Annotated in this window: 22 protein-coding genes and 1 pseudogene; 7 read left to right on the forward strand and 16 right to left on the reverse strand. The window is 48.3% G+C overall.

All coding sequences use genetic code 11. The features are described 5' to 3' along the window. Window positions 1-26: 26 nt before the first annotated feature. The 10 genes and pseudogenes from OCV68_RS12515 to OCV68_RS12560 all read right to left on the reverse strand — a co-directional run bounded on the left by OCV68_RS12515 (window position 27) and on the right by OCV68_RS12560 (window position 8185). Window positions 27-1097, reverse strand: coding sequence for a type IV pilus twitching motility protein PilT (locus OCV68_RS12515; protein ID WP_022475205.1), 1071 nt, complete (start codon window positions 1095-1097; stop codon window positions 27-29). Window positions 1098-1111: 14 nt separating this feature from the next. Further along, window positions 1112-1585 (reverse strand): hypothetical protein, encoded by a 474-nt coding sequence (locus tag OCV68_RS12520; RefSeq protein WP_022475204.1) that lies wholly within the window; start codon window positions 1583-1585, stop codon window positions 1112-1114. Then, complete coding sequence (locus OCV68_RS12525) at window positions 1582-2034, reverse strand: hypothetical protein (protein ID WP_262573145.1); 453 nt, start codon at window positions 2032-2034, stop codon at window positions 1582-1584. The genes OCV68_RS12520 and OCV68_RS12525 overlap by 4 nt, the downstream gene beginning before the upstream one ends. Beyond that, complete coding sequence (locus OCV68_RS12530; RefSeq protein WP_262573148.1) at window positions 2035-2532, reverse strand: hypothetical protein; 498 nt, start codon at window positions 2530-2532, stop codon at window positions 2035-2037. A 23-nt stretch (window positions 2533-2555) separates the two neighbouring features. Continuing rightward, complete coding sequence (locus OCV68_RS12535) at window positions 2556-3677, reverse strand: bifunctional chorismate mutase/prephenate dehydratase (protein ID WP_262573149.1); 1122 nt, start codon at window positions 3675-3677, stop codon at window positions 2556-2558. A 40-nt stretch (window positions 3678-3717) separates the two neighbouring features. Further along, window positions 3718-5694 (reverse strand): DNA gyrase/topoisomerase IV subunit B, encoded by a 1977-nt coding sequence (locus tag OCV68_RS12540; RefSeq protein WP_262573152.1) that lies wholly within the window; start codon window positions 5692-5694, stop codon window positions 3718-3720. 21 nt (window positions 5695-5715) lie between these two features. Beyond that, window positions 5716-6063 (reverse strand): hypothetical protein, encoded by a 348-nt coding sequence (locus tag OCV68_RS12545; protein WP_022475199.1) that lies wholly within the window; start codon window positions 6061-6063, stop codon window positions 5716-5718. Window positions 6064-6083: 20 nt separating this feature from the next. Next, window positions 6084-6581 carry a GNAT family N-acetyltransferase gene (locus OCV68_RS12550; protein ID WP_262573227.1) on the reverse strand — a complete coding sequence of 166 codons (498 nt, stop codon included), beginning with the start codon at window positions 6579-6581 and terminating at the stop codon, window positions 6084-6086. Then, window positions 6582-7034, reverse strand: a pseudogene (locus tag OCV68_RS12555) (nucleoside deaminase); the annotation flags it as partial. It lies immediately after the preceding gene. Next, window positions 7031-8185 (reverse strand): CPBP family intramembrane glutamic endopeptidase, encoded by a 1155-nt coding sequence (locus OCV68_RS12560; RefSeq protein WP_262573154.1) that lies wholly within the window; start codon window positions 8183-8185, stop codon window positions 7031-7033. The gene OCV68_RS12560 and the pseudogene OCV68_RS12555, both read right to left, overlap by 4 nt. A 348-nt stretch (window positions 8186-8533) precedes the next feature. On the opposite strand from OCV68_RS12560, the gene hrcA reads away from it, so the two are divergent. From hrcA to dnaJ, 4 genes are all read left to right on the forward strand, one after another. Further along, window positions 8534-9604 (forward strand): heat-inducible transcriptional repressor HrcA, encoded by a 1071-nt coding sequence (gene hrcA, locus OCV68_RS12565; RefSeq protein WP_147622843.1) that lies wholly within the window; start codon window positions 8534-8536, stop codon window positions 9602-9604. 4 nt (window positions 9605-9608) lie between these two features. Beyond that, the gene (gene grpE, locus OCV68_RS12570; protein ID WP_262573157.1) at window positions 9609-10205 is read left to right on the forward strand and encodes a nucleotide exchange factor GrpE; all 597 of its coding nucleotides are present in this window, start codon (window positions 9609-9611) and stop codon (window positions 10203-10205) included. Between the two features lie 64 nt (window positions 10206-10269). Continuing rightward, window positions 10270-12120, forward strand: coding sequence for a molecular chaperone DnaK (gene dnaK / locus OCV68_RS12575; RefSeq protein ID WP_262573160.1), 1851 nt, complete (start codon window positions 10270-10272; stop codon window positions 12118-12120). 159 nt (window positions 12121-12279) lie between these two features. Further along, window positions 12280-13449 (forward strand): molecular chaperone DnaJ, encoded by a 1170-nt coding sequence (dnaJ, locus tag OCV68_RS12580; protein WP_262573163.1) that lies wholly within the window; start codon window positions 12280-12282, stop codon window positions 13447-13449. Between the two features lie 88 nt (window positions 13450-13537). Here the strand turns inward: dnaJ and OCV68_RS12585 are convergent, their stop codons facing one another. The 5 genes from OCV68_RS12585 to pulA form a co-directional block, all read right to left on the reverse strand. Continuing rightward, on the reverse strand, window positions 13538-13984 hold the full coding sequence (locus tag OCV68_RS12585; protein WP_262573165.1) for a hypothetical protein: 447 nt from the start codon (window positions 13982-13984) through the stop codon (window positions 13538-13540). Window positions 13985-14009: 25 nt separating this feature from the next. Beyond that, on the reverse strand, window positions 14010-15353 hold the full coding sequence (locus OCV68_RS12590) for a sensor histidine kinase (RefSeq protein ID WP_262573229.1): 1344 nt from the start codon (window positions 15351-15353) through the stop codon (window positions 14010-14012). A gap of 135 nt (window positions 15354-15488) precedes the next feature. After that, a complete protein-coding gene (locus tag OCV68_RS12595; protein ID WP_022475190.1) occupies window positions 15489-16211 on the reverse strand; it encodes a response regulator transcription factor in 723 nt (240 codons plus the stop codon). A gap of 28 nt (window positions 16212-16239) precedes the next feature. Further along, on the reverse strand, window positions 16240-16584 hold the full coding sequence (locus OCV68_RS12600) for an SHOCT domain-containing protein (RefSeq protein WP_262573168.1): 345 nt from the start codon (window positions 16582-16584) through the stop codon (window positions 16240-16242). Continuing rightward, window positions 16581-18530 carry a type I pullulanase gene (pulA, locus tag OCV68_RS12605; RefSeq protein WP_262573170.1) on the reverse strand — a complete coding sequence of 650 codons (1950 nt, stop codon included), beginning with the start codon at window positions 18528-18530 and terminating at the stop codon, window positions 16581-16583. The genes OCV68_RS12600 and pulA overlap by 4 nt, the downstream gene beginning before the upstream one ends. 450 nt (window positions 18531-18980) lie before the next feature. Here pulA and OCV68_RS12610 point away from each other — a divergent pair, with 450 nt between their 5' ends. The 3 genes from OCV68_RS12610 (at window position 18981) to OCV68_RS12620 (ending at window position 21020) form a co-directional block, all read left to right on the forward strand. Next, a complete protein-coding gene (locus OCV68_RS12610; RefSeq protein ID WP_262573172.1) occupies window positions 18981-19571 on the forward strand; it encodes a hypothetical protein in 591 nt (196 codons plus the stop codon). A 73-nt stretch (window positions 19572-19644) separates the two neighbouring features. Next, window positions 19645-20109, forward strand: a complete 465-nt coding sequence (locus OCV68_RS12615; RefSeq protein WP_022475186.1) for a hypothetical protein — start codon at window positions 19645-19647, stop codon at window positions 20107-20109. A 62-nt stretch (window positions 20110-20171) separates the two neighbouring features. Then, on the forward strand, window positions 20172-21020 hold the full coding sequence (locus tag OCV68_RS12620) for a hypothetical protein (RefSeq protein WP_262573176.1): 849 nt from the start codon (window positions 20172-20174) through the stop codon (window positions 21018-21020). Between the two features lie 40 nt (window positions 21021-21060). On the opposite strand, the gene OCV68_RS12625 is transcribed toward OCV68_RS12620, so the two are convergent. After that, window positions 21061-24015, reverse strand: coding sequence for an acyl-CoA dehydratase activase-related protein (locus tag OCV68_RS12625; RefSeq protein WP_147622833.1), 2955 nt, complete (start codon window positions 24013-24015; stop codon window positions 21061-21063). Window positions 24016-24023 lie beyond the last annotated feature (8 nt).

Below are 24023 nucleotides of genomic sequence, written 5' to 3' on the forward strand. Positions count from 1 at the left end.
AAATCTTTAATAAAAAGATACAATCATTACTGTTTTCCCCGTGACAATTCTATCTTTTTGCTCATCATTGCAGGGCTTGAAGCATACTCCACAGCCGTCTCTTCGGAGATGATGCCCTCGGAGAAAAGCTTGAAAACAGCGCTGTCCATGGTCTGCATACCCTGAGTGGTCTGCATCACGGTCTCTATCTGGTGGGTCTTGTTCTCACGTATCATGGTCCTGATAGCGTTGTTGACAACCATTACCTCAAAAACGGGGTAAAGAGTGCCGTTGGTATCGGGCAGGAGCTGCTGGGAAATTACAGCTTTAAGCACCATGGAAAGCTGCATTCTTATCTGCTGCTGCTGATTGGTGGGGAAGCCGTCGATTATTCGGTCAACGGTATTGGCAGCGCCCACGGTATGGAGCGTCGAAAGCACCAGCTGACCTGTTTCCGCCGCAGTCATGGCAATGCTCATAGTCTCATTGTCACGCATCTCGCCCAGCAGGATAACATTGGGCGACTGCCTGAGAGCCGCTCTCAGGGCATCGGAGTAGCTTTCCGTATCAATGCCTATCTCACGCTGGCTGATAATGCTCTTTTTGTGCTTGTGGAGGAACTCGATAGGGTCCTCAATGGTAACGATATGCCCCGGGCGCTCGCTGTTTATCTTGTCTATCATACAGGTAAGGGTGGTGGATTTTCCGCTGCCTGCCGCTCCCGTTACAAGGATAATGCCGTTCTGGTTCTCCGCCAGTGACAATATGCTGTCGGGGATATGAAGCTTTCCGCTGTCGGGAAGCTCAAAGGGCACGCTTCTCAGCACTGCCGCAAGTGTACCTCTCTGACGGTAGGCATTCACTCTGAATCGTCCCACGCCCGCAAAGGAGAAAGAAAAGTCCATCTCACGGCGCAGATCCTCCGCTTCGGTATCAAGCTCCGCCAGAAGAAAAAGCTCCTTCATAAGCTGTGCCGAGTCCGCAGGCGTTACCGTCTCGTCATCGCAGCGCATAACATTTCCGAACACCTTGAAGCTTACAGGCGTTCCCGTTACTATAAAAATGTCCGAAGCGTTCAGCGTGACCGCTTCTTTCAGTATCTCTCTTATGCTTCGCATATTATCAGCCCTTTCTATCCGAGCCATACGTTGATGTGCTCTTCTTCGCTGCTATCTTCAGGCTCCAGCGCAACAGTGCGCCTTGCCGTGACCGTGTACCGCTCCCCCTCTGCCGATGCGTCAAGCGGCACCTTTATCTCCCAGTAAACAGCAGTGCTGCCGTCAACGGGCGTTGTGCAGGAAACAGTATAAAAGTCCTTTTCTATATGATATTCCGCATAGTCAAGCTCTGAGACCATTGCCTCAAAATTCATATCAAAAAGTCCGCTTTCCGCCGCCTGAGCAATGCAGCCGTCAACCTCTGCCAGCCGCTTTTCAGAAAGATTGTACGCACTGCGGTATCTGGTCAGATATTCTGCACTCCTGTCAGCCAGAGCCGAACCTCCTGCCGCTGCGGCGCAGGCAAGTCCTCCCAGAGATACAAGGCTCACTATCAGAAAAACGGTGATAAGGGTCATAAATCCCGGAACTGTGATGTTCTTTTTCATATTCCACCCTCCATAAAGTCAGGCTCATATCTTGCGGCAGTTTCCGAGATCTCTCCGTCCTGCCATATGATATTTATGACCGAGGTTTTCATCTGTCCGTAGGCTGAGTCCTCGGTATCCTCGCTTATTATGATGCTTATATTCCCCTCAGGGTCGTATGTAAAGCTGCTGTCTGTGATAATGGCAGTCCCCGATATGCCGAAAAGCTCCTCCGCACACTGTTCGAACGATCTTCCCGCACTGTACAGCTCGCACCACGACTGGGCACAGGCAATGGCAGAAGCCTTTATCTGCCTGTTTTCCGCCATCTTTGCGGCAATGGAGAACATCTGGAGCACCGCACAGCAGGATATGGCAAACACAGGGATTATCAGCACAAGCTCGGTAAAAAACGAATCAAGCAAAATGCCCCCGTCTGCACGCCTGATGCCGAAAATATTCTTTCTCACTCAATCGTCCTCCGCTGTCAGAAAAGTCATTTCAGCCCCCGCAGCGGTATAAACGGTGCAGGTGTTCCCGCTGCGGCTGGTAACGGTTATCTTTGCCGTGTCACCGCAGTCGGTAACGGTAAGCCCCTTTATCTCGAAAATGCCCTCACCTGCCGAAGCGCCGCTGCCCTCGGGGATAAGTGCCTCGCTGAGCAGTCCGTTTGAGCAGGTCATAACATTCTCGTAGCCGTCCCTGCGGGAAACGGTCATTTTCTCAAAATTTCCATTGCTGTCCGTATAAACGGTTATAGCCCCCTCTGCGCTGCGGATACGGTTGGCAGTGAGCTGAGCCGCCGCCAGTCCGTCAACAGCGTCCGAGCTGCTTTCGCTTATCCTGTCAAGGCAGCCCACCGCCGCCCACATAAGTGCAAATGCGCATACGGTGAATATGACCATCAGCAGCAGACTGACAGGGCGCACGCCGCCGGTATGCACCTTTGTTTGGGTAAATCTGTTCAAGCCGACGTGCCCCCTTTGCAATATCAGTATATCTCGGAGAAGTTGCCCAGGAATTTGAAGTAGCCCATGCCCGATTTAAGGTCATCAAGGAATGCAGCCACCTTGCGGTTTGCATATGAACCGTCAAAATCCAGGAAGATGATAGCCTCAAAATCCTTGCCCGCAAGGGTCTTGTTGACGATCTTTTTAAGGTTAAGGCCATAAACCGCAAACTTGGTAAGTATTCTGTAAAGTCCTCCGGGAGTATGGGGAACGGAGAAGGATACGGAAATAGTATTTGCCCCCTCGGGCGCCATGAACTTCTTGGAGAAGCAGATAAATCTTGTAAAGTTGGGATATGCGTCCGCAGCGTGCTCCTCAACTATTTTAAGTCCGTTCTTTTCTGCGCAGGACTTGGAGCATATGCAGCCGATAGTGTTGTCCGTGCTGTCACGCACCATCTCAGCGGCAAGAGCGGTGTTGGTGTATTCCGAAGGCTCATATCCGCAGTTTTTGATGTAGTTGGAGCACTGTGCCAGCGCTTCTTTCTTGGAATATACCTTTCTTACGTCGGCAGGGTCGGTGTCAGGCTTTACCGCAAAGCAGTGAGTTATCTCCACACGGACTATGTTTGTTATGTAAAAGTCGTGGTTTGCCATAAGGTTATAGGTCTCCTCAATAGAGCCTACAGTGGAGTTTTCCAGAGGCAGTATGCCGAAATCCGCACGTCCTCTTTCAACCAGGTCAACCACGTCCTTGAAGCCTGTCACAAAGCGGATAGGCTTGTTTTCGCCGAAAAGCTTGATGCAGGCAGCCTCGGCATATGCACCCGAAGTTCCCTGGCAGGCAATTACCTGCGCATTTTCGGGGTGGAATATCTCAGGCTTTTCGTATATCCTGCCCCATGTATATACCTCTGACTGGAGGCACTTGCTTATGTCCATTACCTCCGTGAACATTACCGCCGCAGCGTCCGCCATATGCTCGGGAGAAGCGGCTCTTACCTTGTCAATGACCTGCTGCTCTCTGCCCTCCTGCATAATGGGAAGGTCGTTTTCCTTTTTGTACAGAGCTATGCTTTTGCATATCTCCATTCTTTTCAGGAAAAGCTGGAGCATTTCCCCGTCTATATCGTTAATTTCTCTTCTGAGATCATCAAGCTTCATTTAAATAAATTTCCTTTCATTTTGCCTGCTTTGCAGCCGCTTACGAAATATCAGCAAGCTCCAGATATGCGCCGCCGTTTTCGGCAATATAATCCTTTCGTCCCTGAAGGTCGTCGCCCAGAAGCAGGTCAAACATCTTTGAGGTAGCCTCCGCATCTGCGGGAGTTACCTTGATGAGCCGCCTTGTTTCGGGGTTCATTGTGGTAAGGGACATCATCTCGGGGTCATTTTCGCCAAGTCCTTTTGATCTGTCTATCTTGTACTTTTCATCGCCTATCTTTGCAAGTATCTCCGCCTTTTCCTTTTCGTCATAGGCAAAATATGTCATCTTCTTTGTGGTTATCTCAAACAGCGGCGACTCTGCAATATAAACGCAGCCCTCCTCGATAAGCGTGGGGGTGAGCCTGTAAAGCATGGTCAGCACCAGTGTTCTGATCTGGAAGCCGTCAACATCGGCATCGGTACAGATGATGACCTTGTTCCAGCGGAAATTTTCCATGGAAAAGCTTGAAAGCTCCTTGTTCGCCTTGGATTTTACCTCAACGCCGCAGCCCAGCACTTTGATAAGGTCGGTGATGATATCGTTCTTGAATATCTTGTCGTAATCCGCTTTAAGGCAGTTGAGTATCTTTCCTCTGATGGGGATAACAGCCTGAAATTCGGCGTTTCTTGCAGTCTTGCAGGAACCGAGAGCCGAGTCGCCCTCCACGATATATACCTCCCTGCGTGATTTGTCACGGGTACGGCAGTCAACGAACTTTTCAACCATGTTCGCCAGGTCTATCTGCTTTGTAAGGGTGTTCTTGCTTGTCTGCCTGATGCGCTCCGCCGACTCTCTGCTGCGCTTGTTTACAAGCACCTGATCGGCTATCTTTGCGGCATCATCGGGATTTTCGATGAAATATACCTCCAGCTGATGCTTCAGGAAATCCACCATATTGTCATAGATAGACTTGTTGTTGATAGCCTTCTTGGTCTGGTTCTCGTAGGAGGTGTATGTGGAAAATGTAGATGAAACAAGCACAAGGCTGTCGCTCACATCATCGTCCTTGATAGACTTTTCATTCTTCTGGTACTTGTTGTTTGACTTGATATAATTATCAATAGAAGAGCGGAAAGCCTGGCGCACAGCCTTCTGGGGAGTGCCGTCATATTCAAGGAAGCTGGAATTGTGGTAATATTCCTGAAAGCTTACAGTCTTTGAGAATGTGAAAGCCACCGAAAGCTTCATCTTGTATTCGGGGCGGTCGGCAGCGTCCCTGCCCTTGCGCTCGCAGGAGCAGAACTGCATGGGAGTGAGCTTATCCTCCCCCACTATCTCCTCAAGATAATCTGTGATACCGTTCTCGTAGTAGTAGCTTACCTCGTCAAAGCCGCCCTCTTCCGTCTCACACCTGAAAACAAAGGTGACCTTGGGGTTTACCACCGCCTGCTTTTTAAGGATAGTCTCAAAATAATCACGGGGGATATCAATATCGGTAAACACCTCGGAATCGGGCTTCCAGCGGGTCTTAGTGCCCGTTGCCCTGCCCTTGTAAGGCTCCTTGGAAAGTCCGCCTATGTTCTCGCCCTTTTCAAAGTGGAGATTGTATTTATATCCGTCTCTGCGGACTTCAACGTCCATATATTCGGAGGCATACTGGGTAGCGCAGGCACCCAGACCGTTAAGTCCCAGTGAATACTCATAGTCGCTGTTGTCATACTTGCCGCCTGCGTACAGCTCGCAGTAAACCAGCTCCCAGTTCCAGCGCTGCTCGGCATTGTTGAAGTCAACGGGGCAGCCTCGTCCGAAGTCCTCCACCTCGATGGACTTGTCAAGGAACTTGGTGACGATTATCCTGTCGCCGTGACCGTCTCTTGCCTCGTCAATGGAGTTGGAAACTATCTCAAAAACCGAGTGCTTGCAGCCCTCCAGATCGTCCGAGCCGAAAATGACCGCAGGACGCTTTCTTACTCTGTCCGCACCCTTTAATACGCTTATACTTTCATTGCCGTAATTCTTCTTTGCCTGACTCATTAAAAAACAAAAATCCTTTCCTTATTTATGCTCTGTCTTTATGTTGGCGATGTTTTTCTCCCTTGAATCAAGGATATATTTGCAGCCCGCAAAGACTGCTCCGAAAAAGATGACAGGCCGCCAGTCAACTCTTGAGCGGCGTGACGACACATACACAGCCTTGGGTTTGTCATGCTCGCCAATGGTGTAAAGAGCCGCAGGGATACCGTCCTCCACAACTATCTTTGTGGGGCGTGAGCTTATGAGCGCCCTTAAAACAACATCGCTCAGGAATGCGGATATACAGGCAGCGGCAGCTGTCTTTCCGACAGTTTCAATGACCTCACGCAGGGTCTGTTCATCAACATAATATCCGTTGTAGCCGTTCATACGTCATTTCCTTTCTTTAATTATACGCTGCACTCCATAAAGTAGTCGTCCATAACGTAGCCGTTGCCGATATCGGTAACGCCGTCGCCTATGGTCTCAAATCCCATTTTCTTGTATGCAGCAATGGTGTTTGCGTTGTACTTGTTTACGGTGAGCCATATCGCCCTCATGCCGTGATCCCTTGCGAACTGCTTGTGGCAGTCCATTGCGGCACGGGCATATTTCTTTCCCCTCTCCTCCTTGCAGATGTAGAGCTTGGAGAGAAAGAGCCTGTCCCCGTCGGGCTTTATGGCAGTGTAGCCGATATCATCGGCACCTCTTTTGATGATGTAGTAGATATATCCCTCGCCTGCAATGTTTTCTTTCATCGCCTTGAATGAGCAGAATTTATCCACCATATAATCTATCTGACCCTCTGTAAGAATACAGGGGAAATATTCGTGCCAGATATGGTCGGCAATGGCTGCCACCCTTTCCAGCTGGTCGTCTGTTTTTGCTTCAACAAGCTTTATATCCATTTTGCTTCTCCTTCTGTTTTTGAAAAATTCCTTTAATATCCCTGCGCACTCTTCCTCCATAGATCCGCCGCACACCTGCGGGCGGTGATTATAGGAAAGCTCAAACAGGTTTGTAAGCGAGCCGCATGAGCCTGCCTTGTTGTCATATGCTCCGAATATCACTTTGTCTATCCGTGAATTTATGATGCCCCCTGCGCACATGGGGCAAGGCTCCAGCGTAACATACAGCTCGCAGCCGCAAAGCCGCCAGCCGCCAAGAAACCTGCTTGCCTGCTCAATGGCTTCAAGCTCCGCATGAGCTGTGGGGCAGCGGCGCTCCTCACGCCTGTTCCGACCCTCACCAACGATAAGCCCGTCCTTTTTTCTTACGACCACCGCTCCCACAGGGACTTCCCCCGCAGCGGCAGCCTCCTTTGCAAGCTCAATGGCACGGCGCATATATTCTTCGCTCATTGCACACCGCCCAGGTTTATCACCACCTGCATTACCGCAAAGGACACCCACATTATCATGGAAGGATTGGTAACGCAGCACATAAAGCGCTCCCTGCGGTTAAGATACATCTCATAAAGCGGAAGGCTTATCTTGTTGCTGTGGTTCTTCATAAACGCTATAAGTGAAAATACGCCGATAGTCAGGTATATTACGACAATAATAAGGGTGATGATGATATATGTGTCCGCAAACCTGCCCGAATCCCTCACCACGGTCATAAAGTAGGAGCTGGCGCTGATAGTCACACGCATTAGCACCGCCGTGATAAACGAGCCTGTGCGAATGGAAAAGTAGCCTATCATCAGCGATGATACAAAGTGGAACAGATATGTTCCCGGATTTCCTATAGTGATAGCCGCAAATATGCTGGTGGCAACAAGGGCATATCCGTCGCCGAACTGCCTTAGCACCTGCATGATAAGCCCCCTGTGCATAAACTCGCTGAGAATGGGCACTATCAGCACGGACAGTATGCAGTACATCACTGACGGGACAGGCTCATCGGGGAGCCATATTCGGTTCATGCCGTCAACACCTATCATACCCACAAACAGGAACTCAAATTTCGAGAGCAGTATATTTATTCCCATAATGCACATTGCCATAGGGACTGCCATCAAAAACAGAGGCTTGTTGGATATTTTCACAGGCACAAGAACTCTCATGGGAATGCCTGTCTTGCTGACAATATAGAATATAGGTATAAGCCTGCGCAGTATGTTCACCACGTAGGTCATAACAATGGCAGGGCCTTCATCGCCCGTGAAAAAGCCCAGTGAATTATAAGAAAGGTCATGCACCGTTTTAAAGGGCGTAAAATAATCCACTGCGGTGACAAGAATGTTTATTACTATATATATGATAAGTGCATTTGCCACAAGGGAATGTATCCCCGTTACGGCGCTGCGCTCGACAGCCTCGGGATACTCGGTGATAAAGCCCTCGCCGTCACGGTATGTAAGCTCGTCGGAGTTGTCGAAAAAGTAGAAGCCGTAGTCCTGCTTGTGTTCGATACGCCATTTGCGGTACATCTCGTTATACTCTTTATCCTGAGCTTTAAGCGAAGCTATCCTGCTGTCGCTGGTATCATGCTTATGATTTTTTGCCAAGCCCTCACTCCCCTTTTGCAAACTGATACAATTAAGATTATTATACCACGCAAATATTTCTTAACTATTAACTTTTTAACAGTTTTCTGCGGATATCGGGCTTACTATTATAAATGCAAATAATATGAAGATATGAGTGCAATGCCCGTTCATTCACCGTTTCATCACAAAAATTCCGCTGTATCAGGCGGTTTGCGGGCATTTTAGCACTCAATGTGATAATTTGCTAAAAAATTTTGCAAAACCCCTTGACAAGTGGAAAAAATGGTGTATAATATAATTAGCACTCAGAGAGAAAGAGTGCTAACAGAGATAAATCCAAAGTGCTAATGAAAGCGGTGATAACCGATGGATGACAGAAAACTTAAGATCTTAGCTGCTGTCGTGAACGAATATATCGTCACGGGCGAGCCCGTCGGTTCCAAGACCATCGCCTCAATGCCCGATATCCGAGTTTCCCCCGCAACTATCAGAAACGATATGGCAATGCTTGAACAGCTGGGCTACCTTGAACAGCCCCACACCTCAGCAGGCCGTATCCCCACATACAAAGGCTACAAGCTTTATATCGACCAGCTGATGCCCGAAAAGGCACTCAGCGACAGCGAAAAGCAGATGCTTGACAATATGCTGGATTCCGATAATCCCGCCGAGGATGCTCTCATCGACAGTGCTTCAAAGGCTCTGGCAGAGATCACAAACTGCGTTACAGTGGTTTCAAGCATATCTCCCCAGTTCTCGGTAATAGCAAAGGTCGATGCGATACCCACAGGCAAGCGAATGTATGTGCTTCTGATGATAACCTCATCGGGCAGTATCCAGAACAAAATGTGCAGGCTGGAGTTTGATCTTACAAACGAACAGCTCCAGTTCTTCAACAACTATATGACTGAAAACCTCAGCGGAGTAAGCATTGACAGTCTTTCCGATGAGACCATCGAAAAGCTGGCGGAGGCTATGGGAACATACGCCGTAACGCTTACACCTCTGATGAACGGTATCAGGGAGCTTGCAAAGAGCTTTATGCAGAACGACGTTCATGTGAGCGGCGAGAAAAATCTCCTTGCAAGGAACGATATCGGTGCGGAAGATGTGATAAACTTCCTTGAACGTAAAAATGAATTCTCCAAGCTTCTGGACGACAGCTTCAGCGGTCTGAGGGTGATGTTCGGAGAGGACGGAGGATTTGTTATAAGCAATTCCAGCATGATCGTTTCGCCTATCAAAAAGGGCGGAAAGACAGCAGGTTCTCTGGGGCTGATAGGTCCCATGAGGCTTGATTATGCAAAGATCATACCCTATATTGAATATCTGACGGATAAGATCAGCGATATCCTTACGGAAAGCGCCGATGAACCGCAGCAGCCCGCACTTACAACTGCTGCACTTCCCGATGACAAAAACGGAAAGGATGATTAGATAAATGACAGAAGAAGTTAAGGACCCTTCACAGCAGACATCCGAAGCTGAGGAGAGCATGAAAAATGCTGCCGAAGCTGCTGAGACCGATGCAGCTGCCGATGTTGCAACTGAAACGGAAGCCGCAGCTGCCGAAGCAGATAAAACAGCTGAGCTTCAGCAGAAGATAGAGGCTCTTGAAAAAGAGCTTGCCGATGAAAAGGAGAAATATCTCAGACTTGATGCGGAATATTACAATTACCGCACACGTTCCCTCAAAGAAAAGCAGGACGCATACGACAATGCCCTTACAAAGGCTGTCACCGAAGTTCTTTCGGTAATAGATAACTTTGAAAGAGCGCTCACCGCCGAATGTGCCGACGCTAACTTCAAAAAGGGCGTTGAGATGATTTTCAGGCAGTACACCGCTATCCTCGAAAAGCTTGGCGTAAAGGAAATAGAAGCAGAAGGCAAGCCCTTTGACCCCAATTTCCACAACGCCGTAAGCCAGATCACAGATGAGAACCTGGGAGAAAACACCGTAGCGGCAGTTCTCCAGAAGGGCTACATCATGGGCAACAAGGTCATCCGCCACGCAATGGTAACAGTTGCAAATCCGTGATGACCGAACGCAAAAAATGAAAATCACAGCCGCTTAAAGCGACATTTTGAAAGGAAGAATTTATATGTCAAAGATTATTGGTATTGACCTTGGTACAACTAACTCCTGCGTAGCAGTTATGGAAGGCGGCTCCGCAGTCGTAATCCCCAACTCTGAGGGTGCAAGAACCACGCCTTCCGTTGTAGGCTTCACAAAGACAGGCGAAAGACTTGTTGGTCAGGTTGCAAAGCGTCAGGCAGTTACCAACGCTGAAAGAACCATTTCCTCTATCAAGAGACACATGGGTACCGACTACAAGGTTGACATCGACGGCAAGAAGTACACTCCTCAGGAAATTTCCGCTATGATCCTCCAGAAGCTTAAGGCTGATGCTGAGGCATATCTCGGCGAACCCGTTACAGAAGCTGTAATCACCGTTCCCGCATACTTCACCGACGCACAGCGTCAGGCAACAAAGGATGCAGGTCAGATCGCAGGTCTTAACGTAAAGCGTATCATCAACGAGCCTACCGCTGCGGCTCTTTCCTACGGCATCGATAAGGAACAGGATCAGACCGTTATGGTTTACGACCTGGGCGGCGGTACATTCGATGTATCCATCATTGAGATGGGCGACGGTGTTCAGGAAGTTAAGGCTACCGCAGGTAACAACCACCTGGGCGGCGATGACTTCGACCAGAGAATAATCAACTGGATGATCGAGTCCTTCAAGGCTTCCGACGGAATCGACCTTACCAAGGATAAGATGGCTATGCAGAGACTCAAGGAAGCAGCAGAAAAGTCCAAGATCGAGCTTTCCTCCACTCCTTCCTCTATGATAAATCTCCCCTACATCACAGCTGATGCAACAGGTCCTAAGCACCTTGAGCTTACTCTTACAAAGGCTAAGTTCGATGAGCTTACCCACGACCTCGTTGAATCCACAATGGGCCCCGTAAAGCAGGCTCTTTCCGATGCAGGCCTCAAGCCCGCTGATATACACAAGGTACTCATGGTCGGCGGTTCTTCAAGAATCCCCGCTGTTCAGGAAGCTATCAAGAACTTCATGGGCAAGGATCCCTTCAAGGGCATCAACCCCGATGAGTGCGTTGCTCTCGGTGCAGCTCTCCAGGGCGGTGTATTCACAGGCGATGTAACAGGCATGGTTCTCCGTGATGTAACTCCCCTTTCTCTCGGTATCGAGACTATGGGCGGCGTTTGCACAAAGATGATCGAGAGAAACAAGGCTATTCCTATAAAGCACACAATGGTATTCTCCACTGCGGCTGATAACCAGACTGCCGTTGATATCAACGTCCTCCAGGGCGAGCGTGAATTCGCTAAGGATAACAAGCAGCTCGGTATGTTCCGTCTGGACGGCATCGCTCCCGCACCCAGAGGAATCCCTCAGATCGAAGTAACATTCGATATCGACTCCAACGGTATCGTTCATGTATCCGCTAAGGATCTTGGCACCGGCAAGGAGCAGAACATCACGATCCAGTCCTCCACCAATATGTCCAAGGAAGATATCGACAAGGCAGTTGAAGAGGCTGAGAGATACGCTGAGGAAGATAAGAAGCGTAAGGAAGAGGTAGATATCAAGAACCAGGCTGAAAGCCTCGTATTCCAGAGCGAAAAGGCTCTTGCAGATTTAGGCGACAAGGTAAGCGAGTCCGATAAGGCTCCTATCCAGGCTAAGATCGACGAGCTGAAGAAGGCTATGGAGGGCGGCAACACCGCTGATATCAAGGCTAAGACCGATGAGCTCCAGAAGGCAGTTTATGACCTTTCTTCCAAGGTATATCAGGCAGCAGGCGCAGCTCAGCAGGCAGCTCAGGGCGGAGATGCTCAGAGCAATGACAACAACAACGGCGGCGCTAATGGCGGCTCTGACGACAACGGCTTCGTTGACGCTCAGTTCACCGAGGAATAATCAAGAAAATCAACTGACATTCAGGGCGGAATCTCTCCGCCCTCTTGTCGGTTATGCGGCAGGGTCAAAAAACTGCTGCAAATGTACTGAAAACCTATTTGCAGGTCAAGTGCTTTTCGGTATAATATAAATGGGGACAAATGAGGAGTGTGTTCACCTATGGCAGATAAAAGAGATTATTACGAAGTCCTTGGCTTGCAGAAAGGAGCTACGGACGAAGAGATAAAAAAGGCATACCGTGCCTGTGTAAAAAAATATCACCCCGACCTCCATCCCGATGATAAGGAATGCGAGGAGAAGATGAAAGAGGTCAATGAAGCATATGAATGTCTCTCCGATGCCGACAAGAAGGCTAAGTATGACCAGTTCGGCTTTGCGGGCGTTGACCCCAGCTACGGTGCAGGTGCAGGCGGAGGAGGCGGCTTCGGCGGCTTCTCAGGCTTCGGCGATATGGGCGATATAGGCGATATATTCAGCTCGTTCTTCGGCGGCGGCGGCTTCGGAGGAAGCTCCAGAAGCAACCCCAACGCACCCAGACGTGGTCAGGATATCCAGACCTATGTTACGATCGACTTTATGGACGCCTGCAACGGCAAAAAGGTCGATGTTAAGCTCAACCGCATGGAGCAGTGCCCCGACTGTCACGGCACAGGCTCGGCAGCAGGTTCAGGCACCGATACCTGCCCCGACTGTCACGGTACGGGCTATGTAAAGACCGCTCAGAGAACTCCTCTGGGTATGATATCTTCACAGCGTCCCTGCTCACGCTGCGGCGGTAAGGGCAAGATAATCACAAATCCCTGCTCCGCTTGTCACGGCGCAGGCAGAGTATCAGTATCCAAGACAGTTAATGTAACTATCCCCGCAGGTATCGACGACGGTCAGACACTTCAGGTAAGAGGTCAGGGCCACAGCGGACTTAACGGAGGTCCCGCAGGCGATCTTCATGTAACAGTTCAGGTTCGTCCCGATCCTATCTTCGTAAGAGATGAATATGATATCCATACAGAGATACCCATTACCTACGGTCAGGCAGTTCTCGGCAGCGAGGTAACAGTTCCCTGCATCGACGGCAAGGTTAAGCTCACTATCCCCGAGGGCACTCAGTCGGGCACAGTATTCAGACTGAGAAACAAGGGCGTAAAGCGTCTTAACCGCACCGACAGAGGCGATCAGTTCGTTACGGTCAATGTAGAGGTTCCCAAGAACCTTAACAAGGCACAGAAGGATCTGCTCAGCAAGTTCGAGGCAAGCCTTGGCGAAAACAACTACAACAAGCGCAAAAGCTTTTTCGACAAGGTAAAGAAGATACTTAACAGTGATTTCTGACAATATTCGGATATATAATTCTTCCAAAAAAATTCCCGCCGGTCTCAGTTTGAGATCAGCGGGAATTTTTGTTATGTGCATTTAAAGCTCACATATGGCAGTGAATCGCCCTGAGCTTTGTATCAAGTATCTTTTCAAGCTCGATAATGTTCTCGTTGCCAAGCTCGCCCTCGGGATTTTCCACAACGAACTCCGCACACGCAAAGCCGCACGGGAAATGATATTTCAGGTCATTTAGAGAGCTGCTTTTTCCGCAGCACGGCATAGTTACATCAAGGCTCTCGAAATCATTTTCTATCGCCTTATCCACCTGCTCGCCCCACCACTCAAAGGAAATGTCCGCATTGCAGCAGGGGCACTTGATATATTCAAGATTGCTGCCGCAGTCGATGAACTCGGGGAAATCATAGCTGCGGTAATATATCTTGTCTGCCGTGATGTTGGCGTTCAGGAACTCCACAGTGCGCTGCACAGCCTCCTCATCGGGAACATGGTCATATTCAGCAGAAATTATCCTTATCTTGTTATCAGACATAGCTCTTACCTCTTTTTAAGAAATTTTACTTTATCTTCGGCTTCACGGGAAGAACTATCACTACGCTGGTTCCCACGCCCTGCTCGCTGAATACCTCCAGCGTGCCGCTGTGCATGGTGATTATCTCGTCCGCCACCGCAAGACCTATTCCCGAGCCTCTCTTTATGTGATTGGCACGGAAGAATTTAGTCTTGACCTTGGGCAGATCTTCGGGAGTGATGCCGCAGCCCGTGTCGCTGACTTCTATCTCAATGTGGTTTTCATCGGGCTGCACTGCCTGAACAGTGACCAGTCCGCCTTTTTCCGAATATTTGATGGCGTTGTCTATAACGTTGATGAACACCTGACGCAGGCGGTTTCTGTCGCCATATACGATAGGCAGATCCTCAGGCTCCGCATAAACAAGCTCTATGCCCTCTTTTTTTGCCCTTTCCGTATATATAAGCACCGCATCGCCCAGCTCCGCCAGAATATCAACGTTGCCCTTGTTAAGAGTGAACTTGCCGTTCTGTATCCTTGAAAAGTCCAGCAGCTCCTCAACCATTTGTGAAAGTCTTTCCGTTTCGGTGGTGATAACTCTCATTCCCTTGGAGACAGTCTCCCTGTCATCGGGCATGGAACCGATAGTCTCCGCCCAGCCCTTTATGGCTGTAAGCGGCGTTCTCAGCTCGTGGGACACGCTGGAAATGAACTCGTTCTTCATAGCCTCCGACTGTGAAAGCTCGTCCACCATTTTATTAAGTATCTCGCTAAGCTCGCCTATCTCATCGTCCGACTTCACAGGCATTCTTACGGAAAAATCGCCACGGGCATAGCGCCTTGCGGCAGCGCCTATCTGCCTTACGGGGATAACGATGGACTTTACAAAGTACATTCCCGAAAACATCATCAGCGCCAGAATTGCACCGCAGGTCACAGCCGCAATAATGATGTACAGCCCGATGTGGCTGTCAACACGCTTCATGGAGCTTACCAGCCTTATAACGCTGAACTCTCCCGTTGCGTCTGGGGTGACGATGCTCACAGCAATGACCTTTTCACCCGAGGGCAGCCTGCCCGTAAATGTGCCTGAGCTGCCGCTGTCAATGGCGTCGTAATAGTCCTGAGCGATGATATCCTTTGTAGGCGCAAAGCCCGAGGAGGTCATAGACACTTCCCCTGCGCTGTTGATGGTCATAAGCTCCATTCGGTTCTTTTCCGACCAGTTCTCCACCATGGAGCGCACCTCGGAAGCAAAGGTAACTGGGTTATCCGCATAATACTGGGAAAGCATTCCCGAAACCATGTTGAGCCTTGATGTGATGTACTGCCTTGCGGAATTGTAGTAATATACGTTCACAAACACCGAAAAAGCCATAAGCACGCTCATGAGCACAATAAAGATTGCGCCTAAGCTGTTGACAAGCCATCTTCTTGTAATGGTGTTTTTTGATCTTTTTATTGCGCTCACCTCAAATGATGGTCAAGGACAAGGAAACAAACGCTTCCTTGTCCTGCTTGTGACTTATTTCTTGTCGTCGTCGGGATTGCCATCACCCGACCACTTGTAGCCAAAGCCCCAGATAGTTGAGATATACTTGGGGTTTGAAGGCTCGTCCTCTATCTTCATTCTGATTCTTCTGATGTTTACATCGACTATCTTGTCGTCGCCGAAGTAGTTCTCGCCCCAGATGTGGGTGAGAATGCTGGAGCGGTCAAGAGCGGTGTTCTGGTTGTTCATGAAATACTCCAGTATCTGATACTCTACCTGAGTAAGATCAATGGGCACGCCGTTCTTGGAAACAGTCCTGCTCTTGAGGTTAAGCTCAAAGGGGCCTGAACGGATAACGGGAGTTTTCTCCTCCTTGATGAATGACATACTTACACGGCGATATACCGCATCAATGCGGGCAGTAAGCTCGGAGGGGGAGAATGGCTTTGTTATGTAGTCGTCAGCGCCCAGCATAAGGCCGCTTACCTTGTCCATCTCCTGAGTTTTTGCCGACAGCATGATAATGCCTATGGTGCTGCTCTTTCTTCTCAGCTCCTTGCACACCTGAAATCCGTCAATGCCCGGCATCATAATGTCAAGCAGAGCTATATCGAAATTGCCGTTTTCCTCGTTAAATACCCTGAGGGCTTCCTCGCCGCAGTCAACATCTACCACGTCATAGCCCGCACGCTTCAGGTTTATGACAACAAAATCCCTGATAACGCCCTCGTCCTCGCAGACAAGTATTCTTTTCATTGTTTTGACCTTCCTTTCGGAACAAGCCTTACAGCTCGTTCAGTATTTCCCTGCGCTTCTGTTCATATTCTATCTTTGTAATAAGTCCGTCACGGTAAAGAGCTTCAAGCTTTTCCAGACGTTCACGGGTATTATCCTCAGGCTTCTGCTCAGTTTCCTCGGTGATAACGGTACCCATAGGAATACCGTCCTCCGAAAAAACATTTATCCCGTTGAAAACAGTTATCAGCCCTGCAACAAGGGTCCAGATAATGCCGAACGCTCCTGAGCTTGGTATGACGGCAAATATCCCCAAAAGGACAAAAACTATCCCAACGATAAATCCCGGGAGCGACTGCATTTTTGTGGGGCGGACTGTGTATTTCTTTTTCACTCAGCAGCCTCCTCCTCGGGCTTGGGGTAGGGTCTGCCCATTACCATTGTGGAATGGGGCTTGATGATATAATCGTCGCAGACGGTGTAAAGAGGCTTGTTGCCTGCGTTGTCGCCGTCGATATATACATTGTACTCGCCGAATGCGTGGAGAGTGATATCATCATTTGTGGGGTTGAAGAACACGATTATCTCCTCCAGCTCGCAGTCCCCGTAAAGACCGAAGCCAACTATTCTCTGAGGGAGATGGTCGAAGAACTTCATATTTCTGCCGATGTCCTCGGCTGTGAACATTCTTAGTGCGGAATGAGCCTTTCTGAACTCAATAAGTCCCTTGTAGTAGTCAAAAACATCACGGAACTCGGACTTTCTGTCCCATTTAAGGCTGTTTACCGCATCGGGAGAATTGTAGCTGTTGTGGTCATATGCGCCGCCCGGGAGAGGCTTTGAGCGCAGGAAATCCTGACCTGCCTGGATAAAGGGTATGCCCTGAGCAAGGAATACGCAGGCAGCAGCCATTTTATCCATTTTCTTTCGGGTATCCAGAGAATCGGTGGGGTTGGTGTAAATAAGCTTATCCCAGAGAGTAAGGTTATCGTGAGCCTCAACGTAGTTTACGGTCTGGCAGGGACTGAGTGTCCATGCAAACTTGGTAAGGTTAGGTATCTGCGGGTGAGGTATTCTTCCGCACATTACCTCCTTGACATATTCCTCGCTGCCTGTAGCGCCGTTTACATATCCCCTGCTGCGGTTCTCAAAGTTGTTGCCTTTGATGGTATCACGGAAATCATCGCTGAAAAAGGCGATATTGGGGGTGTGGCGTGCGTTGAGCTTCATTGCACGCTTGCTGTCAGCCAGAGGTGAATCTCCGCCTATCCAGCCCTCGCCGTAAAGAATGATATCGGGATTGATAGCGTGAAGAGTTTCGTCTATCTTGTTCATGGTCTCGATATCGTAAAGCCCCATAAGGTCAAAGCGAAAGCCGTCTATCTTAAACTCGGTAGCCCAGTAAACAAGGCTGTCGATGATGTATTTTCTCACCATGAAGCGCTCGGTGGCTATCTCATTTCCGCAGCCTGAGCCGTTTGAGAAATACTCGCCGTTTTCGCCCCACAGGCGGTAGTAATACTTGTTGAATATCTTGTTGAAGGGTGAATCGGCAGTGGCATAGGTATGGTTATATACCACGTCCATGATGACCCTTATGCCCTGGCAGTGAAGAGCGTGAACAAGTCTCTTGAACTCTGCAACTCTCGCTCTGCCGTCATAGGGGTTGGTGGAGTACGAGCCTTCGGGACAGTTAAAGTTCTGCGGGTCATATCCCCAGTTGAACTGAGGAACATTGAGCCTTGTTTCGTCAACTGTCTGATAGTCAAAGGAGGGCATGAGATGAACGTGGGTAACACCCAGCTCTTTCAGATGGTCAATGCCTATCTTGTCGCCTGCGGCATTGATAACGCCCTTTTCCACAAAGGCAAGAAATCTGCCCTTGTAGCAGAAGTTTCCGCTTTTGTCGATGGAAAAGTCACGGACGTGCATCTCATAGATAACAGCGTCGGTGTAATGCTCCAGCGGCTCGGGGTGATAGTTGTGCCAGCCAGCGGGATTGGTCTCCTCCAGGTCGATCACCATTCCCATAGCGCCGTTCACGCCTGCGGTGCGGGCATATATGTCAATGGTTTCCTCAGTGATGTCATCGTGACGTATCTCATAGGTGTAATAAACGCCGTTAAGATCGCCGTGAGCGGTCTTTACCCAAACGCCCTTTTTGTCCTTTTCCATAGGAAGACGGCGGTATGGCTTTTCATCGGTACACGACTTATAAAGGAGCACTGTGGCATCGTTTGCCAGCGGAGACCACACCTTGAAAACGGTATTCTCCTTTGTATAATTTGCCCCCAGGTCGTTACCCGTGTAACCGTATTTTTCATCTACATCGGTAAACATTGCTCATAACCCTTTCTTGACCTTATTCCTTTTATTACAGTTAAATTTATTATACATCATTTTTCGTTATTTGTAAAGCAAATTTTGTCCACGCAGTCAAATTTATATTTATTTTGTAACCCGATAACAATAATTTGTCATTTTTGTAAAATGTATTGATTTTATATATGAATTGGCGTATAATAAGTGAGGATAAATAAATACGGCTATGCTTGTTTAATATGCACGATTATCATGTCATATTTTGTCGAAAATGCAGAATTATAAGTTTTTTTGAGAAAAGCTGTCCCCTATGCTTTGGTAAAAGGATTATATAAACAGATGATAATTTAAGATCATCAACTAAAGCTAAAGGAGGTAAATCCGATGGAAAGATTTAAATAACATTCATGGTATTATCATTAAAAAGAATTTTAAAAACCAAAGCCATATCGAAAGGGCGGATTTATTATGAAAAAAACTTCTTTAAAAGCAATATCCTCTTGTTTAGCAGCAATCATGTTATTTTCAACAACATCAGCATATGCGGCAACAAGTTATGCTGAGGAAATTTCAAATGATATTATAGGGAAATACAACTCTTATGATAAAGAAGGAACAGTTTATATTGACCTTTCACAAGGCACTACAGTTACTGTTGATACTTCTAATTTTGAAGAGATTGATTTGGGCGGAAATGCACGAGCTGTTTATTTACCATACTCAGGCGGAGTAGCATTTGGCGGTAACACTTCTTATGCTCTATCACCAATTTTTATTATAAACAGCACATCAAATTTATCTCAGCTTAAATTTAAGCCCTCAAATTTTGTCGGAAAGAAAAAAATAAAGCTTAATGTATATGCCCACTCTGCTGGAACAGATGCAACCACGTACACTAAAACAGGCTCTCACGACTTGGAATTTAATGCATTTACCAGCTACAAGATTATACTGTCTGGAACAATGGTTCAGGGAATTGACAAACTGTACTTAGAGTTTATTGAAACAAATGGATATGCAACTTCCTTTGATTACACCGTTTCCTTAACAAATCAATAATTTTCATTTTTAACAACATTACCCCGCTGTGCAACCTTTCATTATGCAGCGGGGTAAAATTGAGGTGCGTTTTATGAACAAAAAGATACTTATTACTGCAATATTCGTTATACTACTGCTTGCGGCTTCATTTGCCGCATTCCGTCTGACAGACAAGCGTTATACGCTGGATATCCGTCCCATGGCAGTCACCGTCAGCGATCCTGACAGCTATGTTATGTTTGCCGATATCGGAAAAATAACTTTTTACGATTACAGCAGATATTATGATACCCCATCACTTGTGCAAGATAATTACGGAGCATATGATATTGTTTTGTATTACTCCGTTGACTGCGGATACAGCGGAGCAGGAACAAAGCTGAACTGCAAGGTAGTTGAACAAGATCAGGATAAGCTTGTTTTGCAGTATTACGGAACAGGCGTAACAGCAGACGGCAGCAGCACTTCAGTTGATGATCGCTGGACTGTAAATATGGGAAATCTGTGGAACGGCAAATATGCCGAAGCCTTGATTACCGAGCAGGAAAATGTCTGATAAAATTCGGAATATAATTACCGTAAGCTGACATTACCCACAATTTTCAAGGAGTGACATTTATGAAACCAAGAAAAACCGCACTTTTTCTTTCCTGTCTTATGCTCATAAGCACCGCCGCAGCCAATGTGTCTGCGGCTGAGCGAAATGAAGACCACACCAACTATGAGGTCAGCAGCGAAAAATTTGCCGCACGGCTTAAAACCATAGACGGGCTTAAATACAGCTTTGACGAAAACGGAACGTCGAAAGGCTTATATACGGGCTGGGCGAGAGCCGTTCACAAATACAATTATTACAGAAACGGCAAGCGCTGTGCAGGCTGGCAGACCATAGACGGCAACAAATACTACTTTTATTACGAGGGCGGCTATGCTGTGGGCGATGTGCAAATAGAGGATAAGATATACACTTTTGACAGCAACGGAATTTATACAGGAAAATCAAAGAACGCTGTTGTATATGCAATGAATATCAAAGAGCCTTTTTATGCCGACAAGCTTCCCGACAGCATAGTGATTTACACATACTACCTATACAAGGATATGGGTACATTTGAGTATGATTATGATACATCTGATTTTTACTGGACTGACCATACTCCAATCTTTAACCATATCGAACGCTTCAATGGCAGAAAATGGGTAGTTATAAAGCCCAATTATGATTATATTGAAAAGAAATATCGTAATATGGGTTTTGGATTTGCAGGAATGGGAGACCTTATACTCCCCGATAATGTTACCCCCGATACACTGCTAAAGGAAGACAGCATCATTGACACAACAGAATCATACAAAGATATGCTGACAACACCGGGCAAATACCGTGTCGTTTACCATGTTATACCGTCATCAGAAGAAAGCGACTTTGAAGAAACTGAATTCTACTGCTATTTTACTGTCAAATAAACAAATAAATGGGAGCCAAACGGCTCCCATTTTTGTAGTATTACTTTACTCCGCCTGCCTGTCTGATAGCAGCCTCAAGGCTTCTCAGACGGATCTTTACAGCGCCCAGGTTGCTTATCTCATCTATCTTGAGCTGGGTGTAGAACTTGTCCCTGCTCTCAAGAATGGAGCGCACCTCATCGGTGGTAACTGCGTCTATTCCGCAGCCGAAGGATACCAGCTGGACAAGCTGCATATCGGGCTGTGTGGTGACATATTCCGCCGCTCTGTACAGTCTGGAGTGGTATGTCCACTGGTTCAGAACGTGAAGCACAGGTGTCTCGGAACGCTTACAGATGCTGTCCTCGGTGATAACAGCCATGCCCAGAGAGGTTATGAGCTTATGTATGCCGTGGTTTATCTCGGGGTCGATGTGATAAGGTCTGCCCGCAAGCACTATGATAGGCATATGCTTGCTGCGTGCATATTCGATTATCTCCTCGCCCTTTGCTTCAATATCGTGGTGGAAGCTGTCCATAGCCGCCATACCTGCCTCATATGCAGCCTTGACTTCCTTTTTGCTAAGGTCATACTTTCTGAACGCCTTGGGTATAGCCTCCGTGATGTGCTTTTCAAGGTTAAGATCAAGGTAAGGATAGAAGAAATTCTCCTCGGTAAGCTCGGGGATATTTGCCTTTAAAAGCTCGGGATAATATGCAACAACAGGGCAGTTGTAGTTGTTGTCGGAATGGCCCTCGTCAATGTTGTAAGTCTGGCAGGGATAGAAGATGATATCCGCCTTTTTCTCCAGCAGATCCACCACATGACCGTGTGCAAGCTTTGCGGGATAGCATACGGTGTCGGAAGGAATAGTGTGCTGACCCTTGAAATACATATCACGGGTGCTTTCATCGGAGATGATCACCTTGAAGCCCAGCGAGTTGAAGAATGTCTTCCAGAAGGGCAGCTGCTCGTACATATTAAGCACCAAAGGCAGACCGATAGTTGCCTTGGGACTTGCAGGGTCGCCCGACTTCATCACGCTGAGAAGTCTTTCGTATTTATACTGATAAAGGCAGGGAGCAGTGTCCTTTTTGGTAATGCCTGCGCCCTTTTCGCAGCGGTTTCCGCTGATGAACCTGTGTCCGTCGGAGAAAGTGATGATAGTAAGGGAACATTTTGCGGTACAGCCGCCGCAGTTTATCTGGCGGGACTTGTAGGAGAAGTCAGCCAGCTTGTCGGCAGTGATAACGCCCGACTTTTCTCTCTTGTCAGCCGCAGCCATTTCCTTGGCGTAAAGAGCAGCGCCGAATGCGCCCATAAGTCCTGCGATTGCGGGACGGACAACATCCCTGCCGATCTCCTGCTCGAAGGCTCTCAGAACTGCGTCGTTAAGGAACGTACCGCCCTGAACAACGATATTCTTGCCCAGCTCGTCTGCGGAATTTGCACGGATAACCTTGTAAATAGCGTTCTTGATGATCGAAGAGGAAAGTCCTGCGGAGATATCCTCAACAGTAGCGCCGTCCTTCTGAGCCTGCTTTACGGAGCTGTTCATGAAAACGGTGCAGCGGGAGCCAAGGTCAACAGGGTGCTCGGCGAAAAGTCCCAGACGTGCAAACTCGGATATCTCGTAGCCCATTGCCTGAGCAAAGGTCTGGATAAAGGAGCCGCAGCCCGATGAACATGCCTCGTTGAGCATGATGCTGTCGATGGCGTGATTTTTTATCTTGAAGCACTTGATGTCCTGACCGCCGATATCAATGATAAAGTCAACATCGGGGCAGAAGTAGGAGGCAGCCTTATAGTGGGCAACAGTCTCTACCAGACCGTAGTCAATGCCGACGCCCGCCTTGATAAGGTCCTCGCCGTAGCCTGTAACAGCGGAGGAAACAATGTTTATCCTGTCGCCGATAAGCGAATATATCTCTTTCAGTCTCTCGGTAATTACCGCAAGAGGCTGACCCTTGTTTGATGTGTAATGCTGATAAAGCAGCTTGCCGTCGGGAGTTATGAGCACAAGCTTTGTTGTGGTGGAGCCTGCGTCTATTCCCAGGTAAGCATCGCCTGTGTATGTCCTTATATCCTCAAAAGGCAGGTCATGCTTGCCGTGACGGGAAATGAACTCGTCATACTGAGCCTGATTTTCAAAAAGTCTCCTGCCTGTGATGATGTCGTCGTTCATCTTGGCAGCTCTCATCTTCTGAGCGATCTCTGCGGCGGTAAAGTCGCTGCCGTCAGTCTCAGTTGCGTAGAGGGCGCTTCCGTATGCCATGAAGCACTGAGCATTTTCGGGGAAAACAGCGTTCTCATCCGAAAGCTGGAGAGTGTTCACGAAAGCCTTTCTAAGCCCCTTGATAAATGTGAGAGGGCCGCCGAGGAACAGCACCTTGCCCTTTATCTCACGGCCCTGAGCCAGCCCCGAAACGGTCTGGTCAACAACTGCCTGGAAAATGGAAGCGGCAATGTCCTCACGCCTTGCGCCCTGATTTAAAAGGGGCTGGATATCCGACTTTGCAAAAACGCCGCAGCGTGAAGCTATAGGATATATCTTTTCAGCGTGGGAGGAAAGCTCGTCCATCTCGTCAACGGTAATGCCAAGGAGGGTAGCCATCTGGTCGATGAATGCACCCGTTCCGCCTGCGCAGGAACCGTTCATTCTCTGCTCGGTGCCGCCTGTAAGGAAGATGATCTTTGCGTCCTCACCGCCAAGCTCGATAACGCAGTCAGCGTCGGGATAATCATGCTTTACGGAGATGAACGCACTGTGTACCTCCTGCACGAAAGGCAGAGAAGCGGCATTTGCAAGTCCCAGACCTGCGGAGCCTGTGATAGCAAGCTTGAAGCGTGCATCGGGGAACATCTTTCCTATCTCTTCTACCTGCTCTGCAGCGGTCTCACGCACCTTTGAGAAGTGGCGCTGATACTTTGACCAGATGATCTTTCCGTCATCAAGAATGACCGTCTTTACTGTGGTGGAGCCAATATCTACTCCCAGAGAATATACTTTATCCATTAGCAAAA

Origin of the sequence: Huintestinicola butyrica (assembly GCF_025567215.1) — a bacterium.
GTDB lineage: Bacteria > Bacillota > Clostridia > Oscillospirales > Ruminococcaceae > Huintestinicola > Huintestinicola butyrica.